The 19,341-nt window shown below is 62.8% G+C and carries 17 protein-coding genes; 6 read left to right on the top strand and 11 right to left on the bottom strand.

The features are described 5' to 3' along the window. Positions 1–20: 20 nt before the first annotated feature. From QA649_RS16415 to QA649_RS16405, 3 genes are all read right to left on the bottom strand, one after another. Positions 21–2,372, bottom strand: a complete 2,352-nt coding sequence (locus tag QA649_RS16415) for a bifunctional salicylyl-CoA 5-hydroxylase/oxidoreductase (RefSeq protein ID WP_283025098.1) — start codon at positions 2,370–2,372, stop codon at positions 21–23. Between the two features lie 101 nt (positions 2,373–2,473). Continuing rightward, complete coding sequence (locus QA649_RS16410; RefSeq protein ID WP_283025097.1) at positions 2,474–3,310, bottom strand: enoyl-CoA hydratase family protein; 837 nt, start codon at positions 3,308–3,310, stop codon at positions 2,474–2,476. A 43-nt stretch (positions 3,311–3,353) separates the two neighbouring features. Continuing rightward, positions 3,354–4,115 (bottom strand): SDR family oxidoreductase, encoded by a 762-nt coding sequence (locus QA649_RS16405; RefSeq protein WP_283025096.1) that lies wholly within the window; start codon positions 4,113–4,115, stop codon positions 3,354–3,356. Positions 4,116–4,330: 215 nt separating this feature from the next. Between QA649_RS16405 and QA649_RS16400 the strand changes: the two genes are divergently transcribed. The 5 genes from QA649_RS16400 to QA649_RS16380 are packed head-to-tail and all read left to right on the top strand — an operon-like array spanning position 4,331 to position 10,040. Next, positions 4,331–5,128 (top strand): alpha/beta hydrolase, encoded by a 798-nt coding sequence (locus QA649_RS16400; protein WP_283025095.1) that lies wholly within the window; start codon positions 4,331–4,333, stop codon positions 5,126–5,128. A 12-nt stretch (positions 5,129–5,140) separates the two neighbouring features. Continuing rightward, positions 5,141–6,430 carry an acyl-CoA dehydrogenase family protein gene (locus QA649_RS16395; protein ID WP_283025094.1) on the top strand — a complete coding sequence of 430 codons (1,290 nt, stop codon included), beginning with the start codon at positions 5,141–5,143 and terminating at the stop codon, positions 6,428–6,430. A gap of 2 nt (positions 6,431–6,432) precedes the next feature. After that, entirely contained in the window at positions 6,433–7,959 is a 1,527-nt protein-coding gene (locus QA649_RS16390) for a long-chain-fatty-acid--CoA ligase (protein WP_283025093.1), read from the top strand. Then, positions 7,956–9,044, top strand: coding sequence for an NAD/NADP-dependent octopine/nopaline dehydrogenase family protein (locus QA649_RS16385; protein WP_283025092.1), 1,089 nt, complete (start codon positions 7,956–7,958; stop codon positions 9,042–9,044). Before QA649_RS16390 ends, QA649_RS16385 begins: the two co-directional genes overlap by 4 nt. 3 nt (positions 9,045–9,047) lie before the next feature. Continuing rightward, complete coding sequence (locus tag QA649_RS16380; RefSeq protein WP_283025091.1) at positions 9,048–10,040, top strand: 3-hydroxybutyryl-CoA dehydrogenase; 993 nt, start codon at positions 9,048–9,050, stop codon at positions 10,038–10,040. Here QA649_RS16380 and QA649_RS16375 read toward each other — a convergent pair. The 6 genes from QA649_RS16375 to QA649_RS16350 all read right to left on the bottom strand — a co-directional run bounded on the left by QA649_RS16375 (position 10,037) and on the right by QA649_RS16350 (position 16,390). Continuing rightward, complete coding sequence (locus tag QA649_RS16375) at positions 10,037–11,083, bottom strand: peptidase M29 (protein WP_283025090.1); 1,047 nt, start codon at positions 11,081–11,083, stop codon at positions 10,037–10,039. The genes QA649_RS16380 and QA649_RS16375 overlap by 4 nt on opposite strands. A gap of 38 nt (positions 11,084–11,121) precedes the next feature. Beyond that, on the bottom strand, positions 11,122–11,889 hold the full coding sequence (locus QA649_RS16370; RefSeq protein ID WP_283025089.1) for an ABC transporter permease subunit: 768 nt from the start codon (positions 11,887–11,889) through the stop codon (positions 11,122–11,124). Beyond that, entirely contained in the window at positions 11,886–12,671 is a 786-nt protein-coding gene (locus QA649_RS16365) for an ABC transporter permease (RefSeq protein WP_283025088.1), read from the bottom strand. The genes QA649_RS16370 and QA649_RS16365 overlap by 4 nt, the downstream gene beginning before the upstream one ends. Continuing rightward, positions 12,668–13,513 (bottom strand): ABC transporter ATP-binding protein, encoded by an 846-nt coding sequence (locus tag QA649_RS16360; RefSeq protein WP_283025087.1) that lies wholly within the window; start codon positions 13,511–13,513, stop codon positions 12,668–12,670. The genes QA649_RS16365 and QA649_RS16360 overlap by 4 nt, the downstream gene beginning before the upstream one ends. Positions 13,514–13,634: 121 nt before the next feature. Further along, a complete protein-coding gene (ilvD, locus tag QA649_RS16355) occupies positions 13,635–15,329 on the bottom strand; it encodes a dihydroxy-acid dehydratase (protein WP_283026041.1) in 1,695 nt (564 codons plus the stop codon). Positions 15,330–15,406: 77 nt separating this feature from the next. Beyond that, positions 15,407–16,390, bottom strand: a complete 984-nt coding sequence (locus QA649_RS16350; protein ID WP_283026040.1) for an ABC transporter substrate-binding protein — start codon at positions 16,388–16,390, stop codon at positions 15,407–15,409. 178 nt (positions 16,391–16,568) lie between these two features. Between QA649_RS16350 and QA649_RS16345 the strand changes: the two genes are divergently transcribed. Beyond that, a complete protein-coding gene (locus tag QA649_RS16345) occupies positions 16,569–17,477 on the top strand; it encodes an NAD(P)-dependent oxidoreductase (RefSeq protein WP_283025086.1) in 909 nt (302 codons plus the stop codon). 25 nt (positions 17,478–17,502) lie between these two features. Here QA649_RS16345 and QA649_RS16340 read toward each other — a convergent pair whose 3' ends face one another. Both QA649_RS16340 and QA649_RS16335 read right to left on the bottom strand, forming a co-directional pair. After that, on the bottom strand, positions 17,503–18,066 hold the full coding sequence (locus tag QA649_RS16340) for a flavin reductase family protein (RefSeq protein WP_283025085.1): 564 nt from the start codon (positions 18,064–18,066) through the stop codon (positions 17,503–17,505). A 9-nt stretch (positions 18,067–18,075) separates the two neighbouring features. Further along, a complete protein-coding gene (locus tag QA649_RS16335) occupies positions 18,076–19,305 on the bottom strand; it encodes an acyl-CoA dehydrogenase family protein (protein ID WP_283025084.1) in 1,230 nt (409 codons plus the stop codon). Positions 19,306–19,341 lie beyond the last annotated feature (36 nt).

Raw genomic sequence — 19,341 nt, 5'->3', positions numbered from 1 at the left:
GGTTAACGTCGCACGGGCGGTCACTCGGCCGCAAGCGGCTTTGTCGCCTCCGCCTTCAGCTCGGCCCGGGTCTTGGGCTTAGCCCTAATTCTCAGCTCCTCGAGATCCTGCCGGTCGCGCACGCTGTTGCGGAAAATCTGATCCTTTCCGGGAAGGTATTGCGGCGGGCAGAAGGCGTCGTCCGCACCGTACCAGGCCGCCGCCTTCATGGTGAAGAAGGGATCGACCAGATGCGGTCGTCCGAGCGCGACGAGATCCGCCCTGCCGGCCGCCAGGATGGTGTTGGCCTGATCCGCCGTCGTGATGTTGCCGACGCACATGGTGGCGACCCGTGCCTCGTTGCGGACCTGATCGGAGAACGGCGTCTGGAACATGCGGCCATAGACCGGCTGCGCATCGCGCACGGTCTGCCCGGTCGAGACGTCGACGAGATCGACGCCGGCCTCGGCAAAGGCGCGCGCGATCGCGACGGCGTCATTACCGTCGATACCACCCTCAGCCCAGTCCGTCGCGGAGATACGCACGGACATCGGCTTGTGCGACGGCCAGACCGCGCGTAGTGCCTCGAAAACCTCAAGCGGGAATCGGAGGCGATTTTCGAGCGAGCCGCCGTACTCGTCGGTCCTGGTGTTTGTCAACGGCGAGATGAAGCTTGCGAGCAGATAGCCGTGGGCGCAGTGCAGCTCCAGCATGTCGAAGCCGCAGCGCTGGCCGCGCTCGGCCGCAGCGACGAAAGAATCCCTCACCGCGTTCATGCTGGCGCGGTCGAGCTCGCGCGGCACCTGGCTGTCAGGAAAATAAGGCAGAGGTGATGCCGAAACCACGTCCCAGCCGCCCTCGTCCAACGGACGGTCCATGCCGTCCCACATCAGCTTGGTCGCGCCCTTGCGGCCGGCATGGCCGAGTTGCAGGCAGATTTTCGCAGCCGAATTGCCATGGACGAAATCCACGATGCGCCGCCACGCGGCCTCGTGCTCGTCGTTCCACAGGCCCGCGCATCCCGGCGTGATCCGGGCATCGCGACTGACACAGGTCATCTCCGTGAAGATCAGGCCGGCGCCGCCGATCGCGCGCGAGCCGTAATGCACGAGGTGGAAGTCGGTCGGCACGCCCTCCTTCGCCGAATACATGCACATCGGCGACATCACCGCGCGGTTGGCGATCTCCATCTCGCGCAAGCGGAACGGCTGGAACAACGGCACTATCGGCTTGCTGGTTTCGACATCGAGGCCGCTGTTGCGAACGTGCCTTGCAAAGGATTTTTCGACCTCGGCCACAAAATCAGGCGCGCGGAGTTTCAGATTGTCGTAGGTGATCGCCTTCGAGCGCGTCATCACGCCAAAAGCGAATTGCACGGGGTCGAAATCCCAGAAGCGATCGACGTGTTCGAACCAGACCAGCGAGACGTCGGCGGCGTGCTGGGTCTTTTCGACCTCTTCACGGCGACCGTGCTCATAGACCTCCAGCGCAGCCTTGATACTGGGAGCGTTCTGCATCGCCTCGGCGAGCGCGATCGCATCCTCCATCGCGAGCTTGGTGCCGGAGCCGATCGAGAAATGCGCGCTGGCCTTGGCGTCGCCGAGCAGCACCATGTTGTCCTTGACCCAGCGCTTGCTGCGGATCATCGGGAAATTCCGCCACATCGAGCGGTTGGTCAGCAGCTTGTGGCCGTCGAGAAACCAGCCGAAGATGTCGGCCATCCGCGCGGCGGACTCCTGCTCGTTCAGCCCGGTCAGCCCTGCCCGCTCGAAGGTCTGCGGATCAGTCTCAAAGATCCAGGTCGAGTGCCCGGCCTCGTACTGATAAGCGTGGGCGATGAACGGCCCCCACTCCGTTTCCTGGAAGATGAAAGTGAAGGCATCGAGCGGCCTGGTCGAGCCCATCCAGGCGAACTTGTTGGCGCGGACATCAACCTCCGGCTGGAAATGGCCCACGTATTTTTCACGGAAGCGGCTGTTGATGCCATCGGCGAGCAGGACGAGATCGGCATCAGCGAACCGGGACTCGTCGTCGATATCCACCTCGAATTGCAGCGCGACGCCAAGCTCTCGCGCGCGCTCCTGGAGGATCAGGAGCAGCTTCTGCCGCGAGCAGCCGCAAAACCCGTTGCCGCCGACCCGGTGCACCGTGCCGCGGAAATGCACGGCGATATCATCCCAGTAGGCGAATTCCTGGGTGATGCGGCGGTAGCTCGGAAGGTCGTGTTTCTCGAAATTGTCGAGCGTGGCGTCAGAGAAAACCACGCCAAAGCCGAATGTGTCGTCGGCCCGGTTGCGCTCGTATACCGTGATGTCGGCACTTGGCCGCTGCTTCTTCAGCAGGATCGCAGCGTAGAGACCCGCAGGTCCGCCACCGATGATCGCGACTTTCATGGGAGCCTCGCCAATTCACCCGGTCATGAAACTATTTTAAGCCTAAAATAATTTCACGCAAGTCCCCGTCGCTGGCCTGGCTGCGGATAATAGCAGCCGGCTCAGTCGCCCCTGAAGACCGGCTTGACCTTGTTGGCGAAGGCCTCGAACGCGCGCTCGAAATCTGCGGTCGTCATGCACAGCGCCTGGGCAACGGCTTCCGCCTCAATCGCCTCCTCCACCGACATCGCCCATTCCATCGCCAGCATCCGCTTGGTCATGGTGTTGGCGAAGGTCGGCCCTTCCGCGACCTGCCTGGCCAGAATCTGCGCCTGGGGCAGCACCTGCTCCGGCGTGACGATCCGACTGAAGAAGCCCCAGCGCTCGCCCTCCTCCGCAGTCATGAACCGACCGGTATAGAGCAGCTCGGAGGCGCGGGACTGCCCGATAATGCGCGGCAGGATGGCACAGGCCCCCATGTCACAGCCGGCAAGGCCTACCTTGTTGAACAGGAACGCGACCTTGGCACCGCTGGCCGCAAGTCTCATGTCGGATGCCATGGCGATGATCGCGCCGGCGCCGGCGCAAATGCCTTCGACCGCGGCCACGATCGGCTGCGGACAGGCGCGCATCGCCTTGACGAGATCGCCGGTCATCCGCGTGAAGGCGGTCAGCCCCTTGGTGTCCATCTTGACGAGCGGGCCGATGATCTCGAACACATCGCCGCCGGACGAGAAATTGCCGCCGGCGCCGGTGACGACGATCGTCTTGACCGCGTCGTCAAACGCGCAGGCACGGAAGAAATCGGTCAATTCCCGGTAGCTCTCGAACGTCAGAGGATTCTTCCGTTCGGGACGATTGAGCGTCACCGTGGCAACACCGTCGACAACGGCCAACAGGAAGTGCTGCGGCGAATAGTCCGCAAGCGGCACGGTCACAGGATTTGCTGGTCTGCTCATGCGATCTCCTTAACTTCCTTGTTCCGGGCCCGCGCCTCGCGCGCTAGATTTCACCACCGGCAACGGCGATTGCTTGTCCCGTGATCGCACCGGCGCCCTCCCCGCACAACCAGAGCACTGCGTCAGCGACCTCCTGAGGCGAAATCAGCCGCCCCTGCGGGTTATGCTTGGCGATCTCGGCGATCGCCTGCTCGCGGGTTCGCCCCGTCTTCTTCATGATGTTCTCGATGCTGCCGGCGACGAGATCCGTGTCGGTGAAGCCCGGACACACGGCATTCACAGTGACATTGCTGCCGGCCATTTCGAGCGCGAGCGACCGCACCAGACCGACCACCGCATGCTTGGCTGCAGTGTATGCGCTGACATAGGCATAGCCTTTGAGCCCGGCTGTCGACGCGACCGCCACGATGCGTCCATAGGGGCGGCCCTTCATGCCCGGCAAGACCGCGCGGATGGCATGAACCACGCCCATAAAATTGACGTCCATCATGCGCGCGAAAAGGGCACTATCCGATTTCACGAATGACGCGGATTCGGCGCTCCCCGCATTGGCGATCAGGATATCGATCGGCTTTCGCGCATGGGCCTCGGCGATGGCGGCGTTGAGCGACACCTCGTCTGAAACATCGGCGACGGCTGCGAAATGCGCAGCTCCCGCCTTGATCGCCTCTTCAAGAGTTGCGGCATTCCGGCCGAGCACCGTCACGGTTGCGCCGGCCCCGACGAGAGCGGCTGCGATCGCGCGGCCGATGCCGCGGCCGCCACCGGTCACCAGCGCGTGCGGCGATTGCGGCAATGCGGACATGCGCTGGCTCCTCGGGATCTGTTGATCGCTCTTTCGGATATATTTTAAACTTCAAATTATTGCAACGAAAGCGCCGATCGTCGCCGTGAACAGCCGCGCGCCAGAGATCGGCCCGGAAATTGCTTTAAGTATAAAATTATCTCTTTCCATCCCCCACAGGCCTGTTAGCATCACGGGGCCAAGCAAAAGGATGTCGCGTGTCGCAGCCTGCGCCAATGATAACAAAGGATGGGCGCTTCGCCTATGAAGCTGCGGGCGATCCCGGCGCAATACCCTTGGTTTTCCTGCATGGCATCGGCGGTGCGGCGCGCGCCTGGCGGCGCCAGCTTGCCACATTCGGCAACCGCTTCCGCGCGATCGCATGGGACATGCCGGGTTATGGCGGGTCCGAACCGCTCGCCAGCGTCAGTATCGCTGCCCTGGCGGATGCGCTCCAGCAATTCATCGAGCAGCTAGGTGCGGCCAAGCCTATTCTGGTCGGCCATTCCATCGGCGGCATGATCGTCCAGAAATGGCTGGTGCAATCGCCGAAACTGGCGCGCGCGGTCGTTCTTGCACAAACCAGCCCCGCATTCGGGAAGGCCGACGGCGACTGGCAGAAATCGTTCATCGCCGCGCGGCTCGGGCCGCTCGATCGCGGCGAGACGATGAAATCGCTGGCGCCCTCGCTGGTGAAGGAACTTGTCGGCGACGGTCCTGATCCGAACGGCATGGAGCTTGCGCGCGAGTGCATGGCGAGCGTGCCGGAGGCGAGCTATCGCGCCATGATGCTGGCCCTGATCGGCTTTGATCAGCGCAGCACGCTCAAGGATATTTCCGTTCCGACGCTGCTGCTGTCCGGCTCCAAGGACAACAATGCGCCCGCACCAATGATGGCGAAGACAGCGACCTATGTCCCTTCTGCCAAATATGTCGAACTCGCCGGCGTCGGCCATCTCGCCAACCTCGAGCGGCCCGACGCCTTTGACGAGGCGCTCGGCTGGTTCCTGAATTCCGTCGCGACCAACGCGTAAGGTGACTACGCAATGACCATGCAAGTCAGCAAGACTATCGGCGCGAGTAACAAGGTCGCGCTGGATGCGCCGATCTTCGACCCCGTCGCATTCCGCCTTAGCGACGAACAGGCCGGCATCATTGCACGCGCGCGGGAGATCGGTCAGAGTGTGTTCGCCGGCCGCGCGGCGATCTACGATCGGGATGCGGTCTTCCCGACGGAGAACTATCGCGATCTGCACCGCGTCGGTCTGCTCGGTATTGCCATCCCCAAGAAGCATGGCGGGCTTGGCGCGAACTACCAGACTTATGCGCTCGCAGCCGCCGAGATCGGCCGCTATTGCGGCGCCACCGCGTTGACCTGGAACATGCATGTCTGCTCGACCCTGTGGTCTGGGCCCCTCGCCGACGATCTCGACATGGATACGGAAACTCGCGCGGAGCACGAGCGGCGGCGCGCGGTCCACTACAAGCGCATCGTCGAGGACGGCGCGATCTACTCGCAGCCTTTCTCCGAGGGTGGCGCGGCGGCTGCGGGCGGTGTCGCCTTCGGCACGGAAGCGAGGCCCGTCGAGGGCGGCTGGATCGTCAATGGCAAGAAGATCTTTGCATCGCTCTCCGGCCACGCCGACTATTACGGCGTGCTTTGCACCGAGATCGAGGAAGGCGAGAAGGCCTCGCGCCGCAACACGCTTTACCTCGCGATCTCCGCAAAATCGGAAGGCGTCTCCGTTGTCGGCGACTGGGATCCGCTCGGCATGCGCGGGACGGTCTCGCGAACGCTGCTGTTCAAGGATGTGTTCGTCCCGGACGATTCGGCGCTGATGCCGCGCGGCGTCTATTTCCAGGCTGCAATGCGCTGGCCGCACATGTTCCTGACGCTGTCGCCGACCTACATGGGCCTCGCGCAAGCGGCCTATGATTTTACGGTGCGCTATCTGCGCGGCGAGGTCCCGGGCATGCCGCCGGTCAAGCGCCGAATGTACCCGACCAAGCAGATCGCGGTGGCGCAGATGCAGATCAAGCTCGAGCAGATCAAGTCGATTTGGTTCCAGGCTGTGACCGAAGCACGCGCCAATCCGAGCAAGGAGCAGGTGTTGCGGGCCTATGCTGCGCAATATTCCGTGATGGAGGGAGCAAATGAGCTCGCGGCGCTCGCGATCCGCACCTGCGGCGGCCAGGCCATGCTTCGCTCATTGCCGCTGGAGCGCATTTACCGCGATAGCCGGTGCGGCTCCCTGATGCTGCCCTGGACGGCCGAGCTTTGCCTCGACCGGATCGGGCGCGAGGCGTTGTACGAGGCCGGCGAAACGGACGACTGACAGTGGACCTCTGTAGTCTGATCGACCGCAACGCGGCATTCGCGCCAGACAAGACGGCGATTGCCTTCGAAGGCGAGCGGCTGAGCTACGCGGCATTCGCCGCGCGCATCGAGCGAACGGCCATGGCCTTGAAGCAGGAGCTCGGCGTCGGCCGCGGCGACCGCGTAGCGATCCTGAGCCTGAACCGGCCGGACTACCTGGTTCTGCTCTATGCCTGCGCGCGGCTCGGCGCGATGCTGGTGCCGCTGAACTGGCGGCTGGCGGTCGCCGAGCAGCTCTTCATTCTCACCGATGCTGGTGCCAAGGTGCTGATGCTCGAGCAGGCCTTTGACGGAGTTCTTTCCGAACTTGCACCAGCGACATCTATCGTCGGCCTCGACTTTACGCCACCACGCGGCACGTCCTTCGAAGGCCTGCTGGCCCGCAGCGAGGGCAGCGGCCACAACCCGCACACCGATCTCTCCTGCCCACTCCTGATCGTTTACACGTCAGGAACGACCGGACGACCGAAAGGCGCCGTACTGCGCCAGGAAGCGTTGTTCTGGAACGGCGTCATGAGCCAGCACATGCACAACATGACGTCTGACGATCATGTGCTGACCGTGCTGCCGTTCTTTCACGTCGGCGGCCTCAACATCCAGACGACGCCAGCGCTTCAGCTCGGCGCGACCGTCACGATCCATGCGCGGTTTGCGCCAGATACGGCGCTTGCCGCTATCGAAAACGAACGGCCGACACTGACGGTGATGGTGCCGGCGATCATCCAGGCTGTGAGCGAACATCCGGCTTGGCCTACGTCCGACGTATCTTCACTCAAGGCCGTCGCGACGGGCTCGACCATCGTGCCGCCTCACCTGATCGACCGCTTTGTTGAGCGCAGCGTGCCGGTCCTTCAGGTCTACGGCTCGACGGAAACCTGCCCCATCGCGGTCTACACGCGGCTTGGCGGCGATCTCTCGCGTGCGGGATCGACTGGACTTGCCGGCCTGTGCTGCGAGGCAAAGGTGATCGACCAATCCGGCGCCGAAGTGCCGGCCGGCACGCCCGGCGAAATCGCGGTGCGCGGCCCCAACGTGTTCTTCGAGTATTGGGGCAATGCGGACGCCACGCGAGACGCGATACACGACGGCTGGTATCGCACCGGCGATATCGGCCTGTGTGACGCGGAGGGCTATTTCTGGGTCCGTGACCGCAAGAAGAACATGATCATTTCGGGCGGCGAGAACATCTATCCGGCCGAGGTCGAACGCGTTCTGCTCGAGCATCCCTATGTCAGCGAATGCGCCGTGATCGGCCGGCCAGACCCGCGCTGGGACGAGGTGCCGATCGCTTATGTCATCCGGCGGTCCGGATGCCGGCTCGAAGCGGACGAACTGAGAGTGCATGTTCAGGCGCAGCTCGCGCGTTACAAGGTTCCGCGTGACATCGTCTTCGTCACCGACCTGCCGCGTACGGCGCTGGGCAAGGTCCAGCATTTCCTGCTCAAGCAGCTTGATGCGCAGTCGCGCGCGCAAGGAGAAGCATCTTGAAGATTGCGGTTCTGGGTGGGGGAAACGGCTCTTTCGCGGCCGCCGGCGATCTTGCGCTGTCGGGGCACCAGGTCCGGCTTTGGCGCCGTGACGCAGACCAGGTGGCGGCACATCGTGACGCCGGCTCGCGCATCGTGGTGAAGGACCATAACGGCCGCCACGACGTGAAACTGACGATGGTCACGACCGATATCGCCGAAGCCATCAGTGGCGCTGAACTGATCCTCTGCCCGGCCCCGGCCTTCGCGCAGCCTGACATTGCCCGCCTGCTCGCCCCGCATTTGCGGGACGGCCAGGTCGTGTTTCTGCCGCCGGCAACATTCGGCTCGATGATCTTCGCGCAGGCCGCGCGGGAGGCCGGCAACCAGGCTTCTGCGAGCTTTGCGGAGACCGGCACACTGCCCTGGCTCACCCGCAAGCACGGGCCATTCGAGGTCGCAATCACCATCCGCGCCAAGCGGCTGCCGGTCGGCGTCTTTCCGCTGGATCAGGCGCCGCACGCGCTCGAAGTGATCGGGCGCGCCTTCCCCGATGCGATCGAGCCATGCGGCGATGCGTTGTCAGGCGCACTGATGAACGCGGGGCCGATCATCCACCCGCCGCTCATCATAATGAATGCGGGCCCGATCGAGCACTTCGAGAGGTGGGATATCCATAAGGAAGGTACGCAAGTTGCGATCCGCCGGGTGACCGACGCGCTCGACGCCGAACGCATCGCGGTGCGCGAGGCGCTCGGCTACGGCGCGCCGCATTTCCCGCTCGCCCACCACTACGCTAGGGAAGGCGAGATCTGGATGTACGGCCGCGGCTCGCATGACCGGCTGACCGATTCCGGCGACTGGCGCGAACGCATCGTGCTGACCGAGCACCGCTACATGCGTGAGGATCTGCGGCTTGGGCTGTCGCTGCTTGTCTCCGTCGCCGGTCTGGCGGGCGTAGCCACGCCGTTGGCCAAGGCTTTCCTGGCCATCGGTGGCGCGGTCTGCGGCGAGGATTTTGCACATGGCGGCCGAACGCTGGATACGCTTGGCCTTGGTAGCTTCAGCAGGGCCGAATTGCAGACGCTGCTTCGCAATGGATTCTGATCGATGACCGGTCGCGCCAACATCGCCTGTCTCGGGGCCGGCCGCATGGGGCGCGGTATCGCCGTCGCGTTCGCCTATGCCGGCCACACGGTCACGATGATCGATGTCAAGCCTCGCTCCGCAGAGGATTTTGCCAAACTGGAAGCAGACGCACTCGGCGAAGTCAGGAAGACCTTTGCCAGCCTCTCGAAGCTGGGCTTGCTGACCGAGGCAGATGTCGATCCACTCATCGCTCGTGTGTCGGTGGTGCCGACCAGCCAAAGTGGCGCAGCGCTGACCGAAGCCGGAATGGTCTTCGAAGGTGTTCCAGAAATCGTTGAGCTCAAGCGAGAGGTGCTGGGATCAGCCTCGACGCAAGTCGGTCCGGACACGATCATCGCATCGACGACGTCCACAATTCTCGTCGACGATCTCTCCGGCGCGATCGTGAACCCTCGTCGCTTTCTCAACGTGCATTGGCTCAACCCGGCCTATCTGATCCCGCTGGTCGAGGTTTCGCCCGGCAAAGCCACCGATCCCGCGATCATTGATGAGGTCAAGAAGCTGCTGGAGGGCATCGGCAAGGTCCCGGTGGTCTGCGCGGCAACGCCGGGCTTTATCGTCCCGCGCATCCAGGCGCTGGCGATGAACGAGGCCGCGCGCATGGTCGAGGAAGGTGTCGCCAGCGCCGAAGAGATTGACAAGGCGATCCGCTACGGCTTCGGCTTCCGCTACGCCGTGCTCGGGCTGCTCGAATTCATCGACTGGGGCGGCGGCGACATTTTGTACTACGCGAGCCGTTACCTCGAAGGCGCACTCGGCAGCGATCGCTATCGCGCGCCGGAAGTGATTTCAAAGAACATGCACGAGGGCCGGATCGGTCTCCGCACGGGCGCCGGCTTCCTCGATTATTCAGGCATGGACGTCGATGCCTATCGCGTCAAGCGGCTTCAGGCCATGGTGGACCTGCTCCGGCATTTCGACCTGGCTCGCCCGCCTGTGCTTGATCGCGGCTAGCCGAAGACGTCCTGGAGCACGCCTTCCCGGACCACCGCGACGCCATCGAGCTCGATGGTCGTTCCCATCATCGGCAGATCGAAATGGCCCGCTGTGTAGCGGCCGGCGAATTCATTCGCGCCGGTAGAGAACAGGAAATTACCGGAGACGGCGCGGATCTCCGTGCCGTTGGTGTCGCGCTGGTCATACATCGACAGCGCCTCGTAACGCGCGCCCGGATTCATGCCGAAGCCGACATGCGACACGGCGTAGGCCTCGCGGTCGCCCCAGGCGGCGAGATAGGCGCGCATCATCGCGGCATCCGTACCCTCGCCTTCCAGTTCGACGACATAGTCGTCCTTCAACGTCATCTTCACCGGCGAGGTCAGGTAGCGCTTGAAGGTCAGATTGATGTCGCCAGGTGCCATCACCAGCGTGCCGTTGATCGTCCCGCTCTTGGGAAAGCTGACGACGATGCCACCGGGCCAATGGGCCAGCGTGCCGGGCTTGTCGGTCCAGCCCCACACACCGACTGTTGAAGCCCCAACCATATCAACGTCGAGCGCCGTACCGGCCTTCGAGGTGACCCGCATGCGCTTGGTTCCGCGCAGCATCTTCGCCGCGGCGCGCACGCGCTTTTCGAGCGCCGTGTCAGGCACCATCCGTTCCAGCGCCTCGGGATGCTCGTTGGAGATCACTAGGATTCGCGCGCCGGCCCTGAGGATTTCAGGCGTCTCCACCGCGTGCATCAGGCCTTCGATGGTACAATCCACGACAAAGCCGGCCTGTTGAAGTGCGGTAATGACCGGACCAAGCTTTTGGATCGCCTCGCTCGCTCCGGTCGAGCGGACCGGAACGATGTTCCGGTTGCGCGGCGTCGGCATTACCACATGGAACGGCCGTGCGCCCATGCGCAGCAGCGCTAGCTCGGCCAGATGAACATTCAACGCGCGCGACTGGGTTTCCGAAAGGATCGCCGCGATATCACCGGCCTTCACGGCGCATCGCTCAAAAATCTCGCAAAATGCGTCGATCCATTTTGCCTCGATGCGATCGGCCAACATGCTTCACTCCCGGTATCGTGGTTTCTTGTTCAGTCAGATCACGCTTCGGGAAAGCCCCGCAAGAGGTACGATCGCAAGGCGCCCAGCAGGGCGTTCAAAATCAACCCCAGCAGCGAGATCGTGATCAACGGCACGAACATGTCGACGGCCTGGAACGTCCGGGCCGCCGTAACGAGGGCATGGCCCAACCCGTCCGTCGACGTGATCATCTCGGCCAGAAACACCACGATGCAGGAAATGACAAGGCCGATCCTGCAGCCGGTCAGGATCGACGGCATCGCCGCGGGCAATACCACCTTGAACAGGATTTCGTAGCGCGGCGTCCCCGCCGCCATAGCCGACCAGATCAGCTTCTGCTCGACAGTCGACGCGCCGTAATAGGTAGACAAAAGAATGGGGAAAAGTGCGTCCGCAGTCACCAACGTGATCTTCGATCCGTGGCCGAAACCGAGCAGTAGCAGGAGTGCAGGATAGAGCGCCACCTTGGGCAACGGCGCCAGTACCCGCACGATCGGCCGAACCACGGCGTTGATTGCCGGACTGGCGGCAGCGGCGATGCCGATACTGACGCCGAGCACAACCGCGATCGCAAAGCCGGCAAACAGCCGGATCAGGGTCGCCGCGATCTCCTGCTGAAACGTCCACGTCACGAGCTGTTGGAGCAACCGGCCGAAGACATAACCCGGCGGCGGCAGCAAGACTGCAGGCGCGAAGCCGAACGACACCAGACCTTGCCACAACGCGATCACCAGCACGATCGGCGCGAGCCCGAAGATGACGTTTGTGGGGAGAATGCGCGATCTCATGAGAAGCTCAGCGGCATGTCGAACTGAGGCTCGGACCAGCGTACCAGCCTGGCGCGGATCCGCTCGAAGATCGCATCGAGGCAGATGCCCATTGCTCCCACGATGATGATCATCGCGAAGACGGTGTCGTATTGCCCCATGTCGAGCGCATTGAACAGGATGTTGCCGGCACCCGACTGACGGGCGATCATCTCGCTAGTGATCATCGTGATCAGCGCCAGCACCAATCCCGTGCGGCATCCGGTCAGGATCTCCGGCAGTGCGGCAGGCAGCACGATCCGGACCAAGCGCTGCAGGGGTGAGAGACCCATCGCCGCGCCTGACCACAGCATCTTCTCTTCCACCGCCTTGGCACCCTCGAAGCTGTGATAGATCACAGGCAGGCTGACGCCGAGAAAGATCACCAGCGTCTTTGTGACGTCGCCGACGCCCAGCCACAGCATGATGATGGGCATCAAGGCTGCCTTCGGAACCGGATAGATCACCATCAGGAGCGGATTGAAAAAGGCTGCGACGGCCCGGCTGCGCCCCATCAACAAGCCAAGTGGAATCGAAAAGAGCACGGCGACACCGAACCCCATCGCCATGCGACGAAGCGAGGCCAGGATGTTGACCAGAGATTCCTTGTCGCCAAGGATATCCGGGATCGCGCGGATCGCCTCGATCGCCGTTGGAAAGCTGTCGTTCTTCAGCACCAGCGCGGCGGCCTGCCATATTGCCAATAGCCCGATGCAGGCCAGCACCGGGGCGGCACGCTTGAGCACGGCGGCCGGCGACATCATGAGGGTCCCGCGGCTCCGTCGCTCTCATCGAACATTCGCTCGATGTCCACGACGTATTTCTGGTAGCGCGGGTCGAGCAGCAGCTCGTTACGGCGTCGCGGTCGCGGCAGATCGATGTCGATGACCTGCCGGATGCGACCGGGAGACTTCGACATCATCACCACCCTGTCGGACAGAAAGACGGCTTCGTCGACCGAATGGGTGACAAACAACACCGTCTTGCGATCGCGCTCCCAGATGTTCAGGAGGTCGTTCTGCAAACGCGTCCGGGTATGAGCGTCGAGGGCACCAAATGGCTCGTCCATCAACAGGACTTCGGGATGGTAGGCGAGTGTCCGGGCGAGCGCGACGCGCTGCTTCATGCCGCCCGACAGCTCCTTGGGATAGAAGTTCTCGTAACCCTTGAGGCCGACCATCTCGATCAGCGCCCGGCTCTGCGCATCTGCTTCCGCGGCCCGCACACCCTGCTGGCGGGGCCCGTACATCACATTGCCGAGCACCGTCTTCCAGGGAAACAGCGCAAACTCCTGAAAGACCGGTCCGCGATCCGGACCGGGTCCTGTGATCGCCTGCCCCCTGATCTTCGCCGCGCCACTGGTTGGGCTGACAAAGCCTCCGACGATGTAGAGCAGTGTCGACTTGCCGCAGCCGGACGGTCCGAGAATGGAAACGAAAGCTCCTTCGTCGATCGTCAGTGAGATGTCCGACAGCGCCAAATGGTCCTTGCGCGCCGAGGTCTGGAAAACCTGTGAGACGCTCTCGATCTCGATGATCGCAGAAGCCGGCTTTTGTGACGTCACCGGTCTCACCCATTCGCTCGATCTCGAAGGCACGACATTCATCCCGCTCTCACCTCACGCGTGCAACATCGCACAACCAGTTTGCTGAATGTCCTCCATCAGCGGCCCGAGCTTAGCAAGAAACTTGCCAGACTGCGGCCATTTCCGTCGCCCACGCGGCCCGTCATTCGAACCAGGGCCATTCTGCCGGGCCTTCATGCGTAACCGCCCCGCCTGGCGCCTGCCCGACCAGCCGCGCATATTTTGCGAGTGCACCCGCACGGTGACGCGGCGGACGTTGCTTCCAATCACGTCGGCGTCCGGAGAGTTCCTGCTCGTCGACCAACAGATCCATCCGCCGGTTTGCAGCGTCAATCCGGATCTTGTCACCGCCCCGCACGAGCGCCAGCGGACCGCCCACGAACGCTTCGGGGGAGACATAGCCGATGCACATGCCGCGGGTGGCACCGGAGAACCGGCCATCGGTGATCAGGGCCACCTTCTCGCCCATGCCTTGGCCGTAGATCAACGCAGTGACCCCGAGCATCTCGCGCATGCCGGGGCCACCGACAGGCCCTTCATTGCGGATAACGAGAACCTCGCCCGCCCTGTAGCTGCGGTCACGAACCGCTTTGACACAGGCTTCCTCGTCTTCGAATACGCGCGCAACGCCCTCGAAGAACTGGCTCTTCAGCCCTGCGACCTTGATGACCGCACCGTCCGGGCAGAGATTACCCTTCAGCACCGCCACACCGCCATCCGGCATGATCGGGGTGCGCGAGGCGTAAACGACTTCTCCATCAGGCGCATTGGCAGCGCCATATTCCTCCGCGAGCGTTCGGCCTGTGATGGTCAGGCAGCTACCATCGACATGGCCACTCTGGATCAACTCGCGGATCACCACGGCAGCACCGCCGATATCGTAGACATCCTTTGCCGTGTATTTGCCGCCTGGCCGCAGATTTCCGATCAACGGTGTCCTGGCAAAAACCTCGCCGACATCATCGATCGTGAATGCGATGCCGGCCTCGTTGGCGATGGCGGGCAGATGTAACGCAGCGTTGGTCGAGCCGCCCGTCGCTGCAACGATCGCCGCGCCGTTCTCAAGGGATTTCCGCGTCACGATGTCGCGCGGGAGCGGTCCGCCGCGCTCCAGCATCTCCATGATCAGGCGTCCGGCGCGGCGCGAGATCTGCGCACGTTCGGCGTAGATACCAGGCACCATCGACACGTTGGGGATGGTCAGGCCCATTGCCTCCGACACCATCCCCATGGTGTTCGCCGTGAATTGGCCCGCGCACGCACCGATAGTTGGCAGGCAAGCCCGCTCGATCCGCTCGAGCGTGGCCGCGTCGATCTCACCGGTCATGAAACTACCGACAGCCTCGTAGGAGTCGAGCACCGTGAGAGTCCGTCCATCAACGCGCCCCGGCAGCGAGCTGCCACCATAGATGAAGATGGACGGCACATTACAACGAACCATGCCCATGATCACGCCGGGAAGCGTCTTGTCGCATCCGCCGTATCCGATCAACGCATCGTAGGCGAGGCCATGGACGACCGCTTCGATCGAGTCGGCAATCAGCTCGCGCGAAAACAGGGAAAACTTCATCCCCTCATGATTCATGCTGATGCCATCGGAGACCGACACGGTCGAGAATTCGCGCGGCGTCCCGCCGGCCTCCTCGATTCCCGTCTTGGCTGCGGCCACCTGGAAATCGTGAGTCATGTTGCAGGGCGTCTGCTCGCCCTTCATGCTGACGACGCCGACCATCGGCCTGGCAATTGCAGTGTCGTCGAGGCCCATCGCGCGCATGAAAGCGCGGTGCGGAGCCCGGTCGAGCCCGTCCGTCGTCACCCGTGATCGCAACTTCTTCATGCGTGCATCTTCTTCATGCAATGTCCCGGGCGACCGGGACGTTGCGATCTCACTCTCCAGATAGTTCGTTCGACCACCTATTGCAGCGGTGCAACGATCGTCGAATGCTTGAACTGAGCGACGTCGAGCTTCGGCAGCATTCCCGTCTCTGCGTAGATGTCGAGCATCTTCTGAATGGCGGGGAAGTTCGGCGCAGCTCCCGGGTCACGGCCGAAGTCGTTCTCCTTGAGCAGGTACGTCTCGAGAACCGGAACGGGAGCCTTCAGTACCTCGGACACGACCTTCAAGGTCTCTTCGCGGTTCGCAAGAGCCTTCTTCATGCCCGACGTGATGTCACGGACATAGGCTTTGACCAGTTCCGGGTTCTTGTCGACGAAATCGGCACGGCAGGCTTCCAAAATGTGCACGATGTTCGGCATGGCCTGCGACAGCGAGAACAGTTTCCTTGTCCCGCCCTTCGCTTCTGCGCGCGCGGCAAACGGCTGGTTCATGTTGACCGCGTCGACACGGCCCTGACGCAGCGCATCTTCAGAAACAGCAAAGCCGACCTCGACCAGCTTGATATCCTTGGCCGGATCGATGCCATTCTGCTTCAGGAGCAGGTTGAACGGCCCCTGCGTGCCGCCGCCGATCACGGAAATGCCGACAGTCTTGCCCTTGAGGTCGGCGATGGTCTTGATCGGCGAGTCATCCATCACCGCCCAATAGACCGAAAAGCCGCCGGGCTTCTCGAAGACATGCTGCGCCACGATGTAGGCCTTGAGATTGCCGCCAACCACGCCGTTGGAAAGCGACAACGGTGCCTGCGTCGCGCAATCCAGAGCGCCCGCCGCCAATGCCTGCGTCATTGGCGCGGTGCCCTGAAACTGGGTCCATTCGATGTTGTAGGTCTTGCCAATATCGGGGAATTCAGCCGGGCGGCGCATCATCCAGTACTTGGACTCCTCGGCCGGGATCGTCCAACCGACGCGGATTGTCTGCTGCGCCCGTGAGGGAGCCGCGACCGCAATCGCGGCCGCTACCGCCCCTGTTGCCAGCATCAACCTCGAAACCGTTCGCATCGCGCCCACTCCGTTGCTCCGGCGCCGACCGGCGCCACCCAACCCGACCGACCCAAATGTTTCATGGTTCAAACAATCAGGCAAGCCATGCAAGTCGGCCCAGTTTCGTCCGAGAGCGCGCAATCTATGGTATGGCGGCGGTCGTGCGCCATTGCGCCGCGACAGGAGGAAGCAACCTATGGCTGATACGAGCAAGACAAACCCGCAGGGGGCCGAGCGGCTTGGCTATGTCGGCCTCGGGCTGATGGGAACGCCCATGACCCGCCGCCTGCTCAAGGCTGGCTATCAGGTCACCGTGTGGAACCGTTCGGAGAGTAAGGTCGCTCCGCTCGTCGAAGCTGGTGCACGGCGCGCGACTAGCCCCCGCGACGTTATGACGAACGCGGACATCGTCTTCATGTGTGTGACGGACGCCGCGGCGGTTGAAGAGGTGATATTCGGAGTTGAAGGCCTTTCGGCCGCCGCCGGTGCGGGCAAGCTCGTCGTGGACTTCTCGTCGATCCATCCCGACGCTGCGCGCGACCTCGCGAGCCGATTGAGGGATACCAACGGCGCAGGCTGGATCGATGCACCCGTGTCCGGCGGTACCAAGGGCGCCGAGGAAGGCACGCTTGCAATCATGGCAGGCGGAGACATTGCCGACGTCGAGAGGGTGCGCTCTTACGTCTTCGCCATGGCACGCAGGTTCACCCATATGGGGCCTACCGGCGCAGGTCAGACGACAAAGCTGTGCAATCAGGTGATCGTCGGATGCGCGATGGCCGTCCTCGCTGAAGCAACCCGCCTTGCGGTGAACGCAGGAATTGATGCCAATCGATTGCCCGAAGCGCTCGCCGGTGGCTTTGCGGATTCCATTCCGCTTCAGCTTTTCGTGCCACGGATGGTCCAGGGCATTCACTCCCCGCCGCTCGGTCACATCGCCACGATGCTCAAGGACCTCGATACGGTCGCCGCGCTCGCGCAGACGACGTCAACGCCGGTGCCGATGGCATCGCTTGCCGGACAACTTTTCAGGCTGGCCAAGGCCGCGCGCGGCGCGGATGCGGACGCGCTGGAGATCTATAAGCTCTCAGCTACAGAACATTGAGCTTCCGAATACGACCAGAGGTCCCTTACGGCGATTTCTTGCGCTCATCATCGGCCAGGAACCGGCCATATGTCCCCTGCGCAAACAGCAGAGGTTCCCTGGCATTATAGATATAGGCCTCGACTGCTCCGAGAAAGATCACGTGATCGCCGCCATAATAGCGGTTGACGGAACGACATTGAAAACTGGCGACGCTCTCGGCGAGCACCGGAGCATTGCCGAGGCCCGGCGCCCAATCGACACCAGCGAACTTGTCTTCGGACGATTTTGCAAACTTGTTCGCAAGCGCCTGTTGCGACGTACCGAGGACATGGACGACGAAGTGGCTGGCGTTCTGGAACACAGGCAGGCTTGAGGAATAGACCCCGAGGCTCCAGAGGACCAGAGGCGGATTCAAGGAGACCGATGCAAACGAATTGCAGGTGATGCCATACGGCTTTCCATCTGCTGCCGTGGCGGTGATGATCGTTACGCCCGTTCCGTATGTGCCCAGCGCATTTCGAAAATCGCGGGGATCGATCGGCGAGCTGTCGCTCGCAAGTTCGTTGGCTGGATCGGGAACGGCCGGCTGCTTCGGCAGATCATTCATCGGCCGGCCTCACAGCGTGAGATTCTCGGACGGCAGGCCTAGCGCCACGCGTCCATAGTTGGTTCCAGCTGCATCAAAATTGAAGGCGAGATGTGAGTTGATCGCGTGTGCATCGCGGAATTGCCGCTGCAACACCCCCGTCGTGAACAAGCCGCGCGCTCCGCTCGCCGCAAACAGCATCGAGACCGCATCTGTACACAAGTTCACCGAGAAGGCCCCGTCGCGCCGATATCGGGTCTTGGCTGACATATCTGAAATATGGCCACGCCTTGCGTTCTCCATGGCATCGATGCAAGCCGAACGCATGATCAGGCGCGCAGCGTCGATCTTGGCGGAAGCCTCCGCAATCTTGATCTGCGTGCTCTGAAAGTCGCTCAGCTTGGCACGGTTGTAGGTGGAAATGCGGTGACGCACGACCTCGATATAATCGTTCAGGCACGCCTGGGCGTTTCCCAGCGCAACACCGGACAAGACGTAAGGAAATAGCGAGAACACAGGTAACGTATATAACGGATTGGGATTGACCCTGGCCCCCGGCGGCCGGCCGCCGGTAAGCTCCCCAACGGCCACCGTCATATCGTCGGCCACGAAGGCGTCCCGAACTTCCACGTCGCAAGAACCGGTCCCGCGCAGCCCGGCGACATTCCAAGTGTCGAGGACCCTATAGTCGCCCTTCGGCAGCAGAAATATCCGGTACTCGATGCCATCTGCCTCATCTTCAGAGGAGACCACGCTTGCGAGCATATTCCATTCGCAGGACGCGACGCCGGAAGAGAAGGGCCAACTTCCGTGCAACCGGTATCCGCCCTTGACCCTCGTGGCGCGGCCGGCTGGAAAGATGAATGAGGAGGCAATCAGCGTATCCGGATCACGGCCCCAGACCAGATCTTGCGCCCTCTGCTCGAACATGCCGAGCATCCAGTGATGGCTCGCCAGATTGGCGAGATTCCAGGCCACCGACGCATCCGCCTGTCCAAGCAGATCGGCGCAGTCAATCAGGGCGACATAGTCGAGCTCGGCACCGCCAATGCGCCTGGGCTGGAGCATCCGGAACAGACCGGCTTCGTGCAGATCCCGTTCGGTCTCGGGCGGAAGGTACCGGAGCTCTTCGGTTCGGGCAGCTCTCTCTCGCAGTCGTGGCAGGAGCGCCCGAGCGTTCGCGATCATTGCGGCGTAAGCGCGCTCGCCGGATCCCGGCCCCTCAGGCTGGCCCACGCTCGGCTCTTGACCAGGCGCCATTCCGCATCCCTCACTTTCCCACATTTATGCGGCGGG

The sequence above is a fragment of the Bradyrhizobium sp. CB1717 genome, assembly GCF_029714325.1.
GTDB lineage: Bacteria > Pseudomonadota > Alphaproteobacteria > Rhizobiales > Xanthobacteraceae > Bradyrhizobium.
The sequence above is the reverse complement of the archived record's forward strand: the minus strand, read 5'-3'. Positions and strand labels throughout refer to the sequence as shown.

Coding starts and splice junctions, on each gene's coding strand:
- QA649_RS16415 (WP_283025098.1), bottom strand. CDS start 2,372: ATGAAAGTCGCGATCATCGGTGGCGGACCTGCGGGTCTCTACGCTGCG.
- QA649_RS16410 (WP_283025097.1), bottom strand. CDS start 3,310: ATGAGCAGACCAGCAAATCCTGTGACCGTGCCGCTTGCGGACTATTCG.
- QA649_RS16405 (WP_283025096.1), bottom strand. CDS start 4,115: ATGTCCGCATTGCCGCAATCGCCGCACGCGCTGGTGACCGGTGGCGGC.
- QA649_RS16400 (WP_283025095.1), top strand. CDS start 4,331: ATGATAACAAAGGATGGGCGCTTCGCCTATGAAGCTGCGGGCGATCCC.
- QA649_RS16395 (WP_283025094.1), top strand. CDS start 5,141: ATGACCATGCAAGTCAGCAAGACTATCGGCGCGAGTAACAAGGTCGCG.
- QA649_RS16380 (WP_283025091.1), top strand. CDS start 9,048: ATGACCGGTCGCGCCAACATCGCCTGTCTCGGGGCCGGCCGCATGGGG.
- QA649_RS16375 (WP_283025090.1), bottom strand. CDS start 11,083: ATGTTGGCCGATCGCATCGAGGCAAAATGGATCGACGCATTTTGCGAG.
- QA649_RS16370 (WP_283025089.1), bottom strand. CDS start 11,889: ATGAGATCGCGCATTCTCCCCACAAACGTCATCTTCGGGCTCGCGCCG.
- QA649_RS16365 (WP_283025088.1), bottom strand. CDS start 12,671: ATGATGTCGCCGGCCGCCGTGCTCAAGCGTGCCGCCCCGGTGCTGGCC.
- QA649_RS16360 (WP_283025087.1), bottom strand. CDS start 13,513: ATGAATGTCGTGCCTTCGAGATCGAGCGAATGGGTGAGACCGGTGACG.
- ilvD (WP_283026041.1), bottom strand. CDS start 15,329: ATGAAGAAGTTGCGATCACGGGTGACGACGGACGGGCTCGACCGGGCT.
- QA649_RS16350 (WP_283026040.1), bottom strand. CDS start 16,390: ATGCGAACGGTTTCGAGGTTGATGCTGGCAACAGGGGCGGTAGCGGCC.
- QA649_RS16345 (WP_283025086.1), top strand. CDS start 16,569: ATGGCTGATACGAGCAAGACAAACCCGCAGGGGGCCGAGCGGCTTGGC.
- QA649_RS16340 (WP_283025085.1), bottom strand. CDS start 18,066: ATGAATGATCTGCCGAAGCAGCCGGCCGTTCCCGATCCAGCCAACGAA.
- QA649_RS16335 (WP_283025084.1), bottom strand. CDS start 19,305: ATGGCGCCTGGTCAAGAGCCGAGCGTGGGCCAGCCTGAGGGGCCGGGA.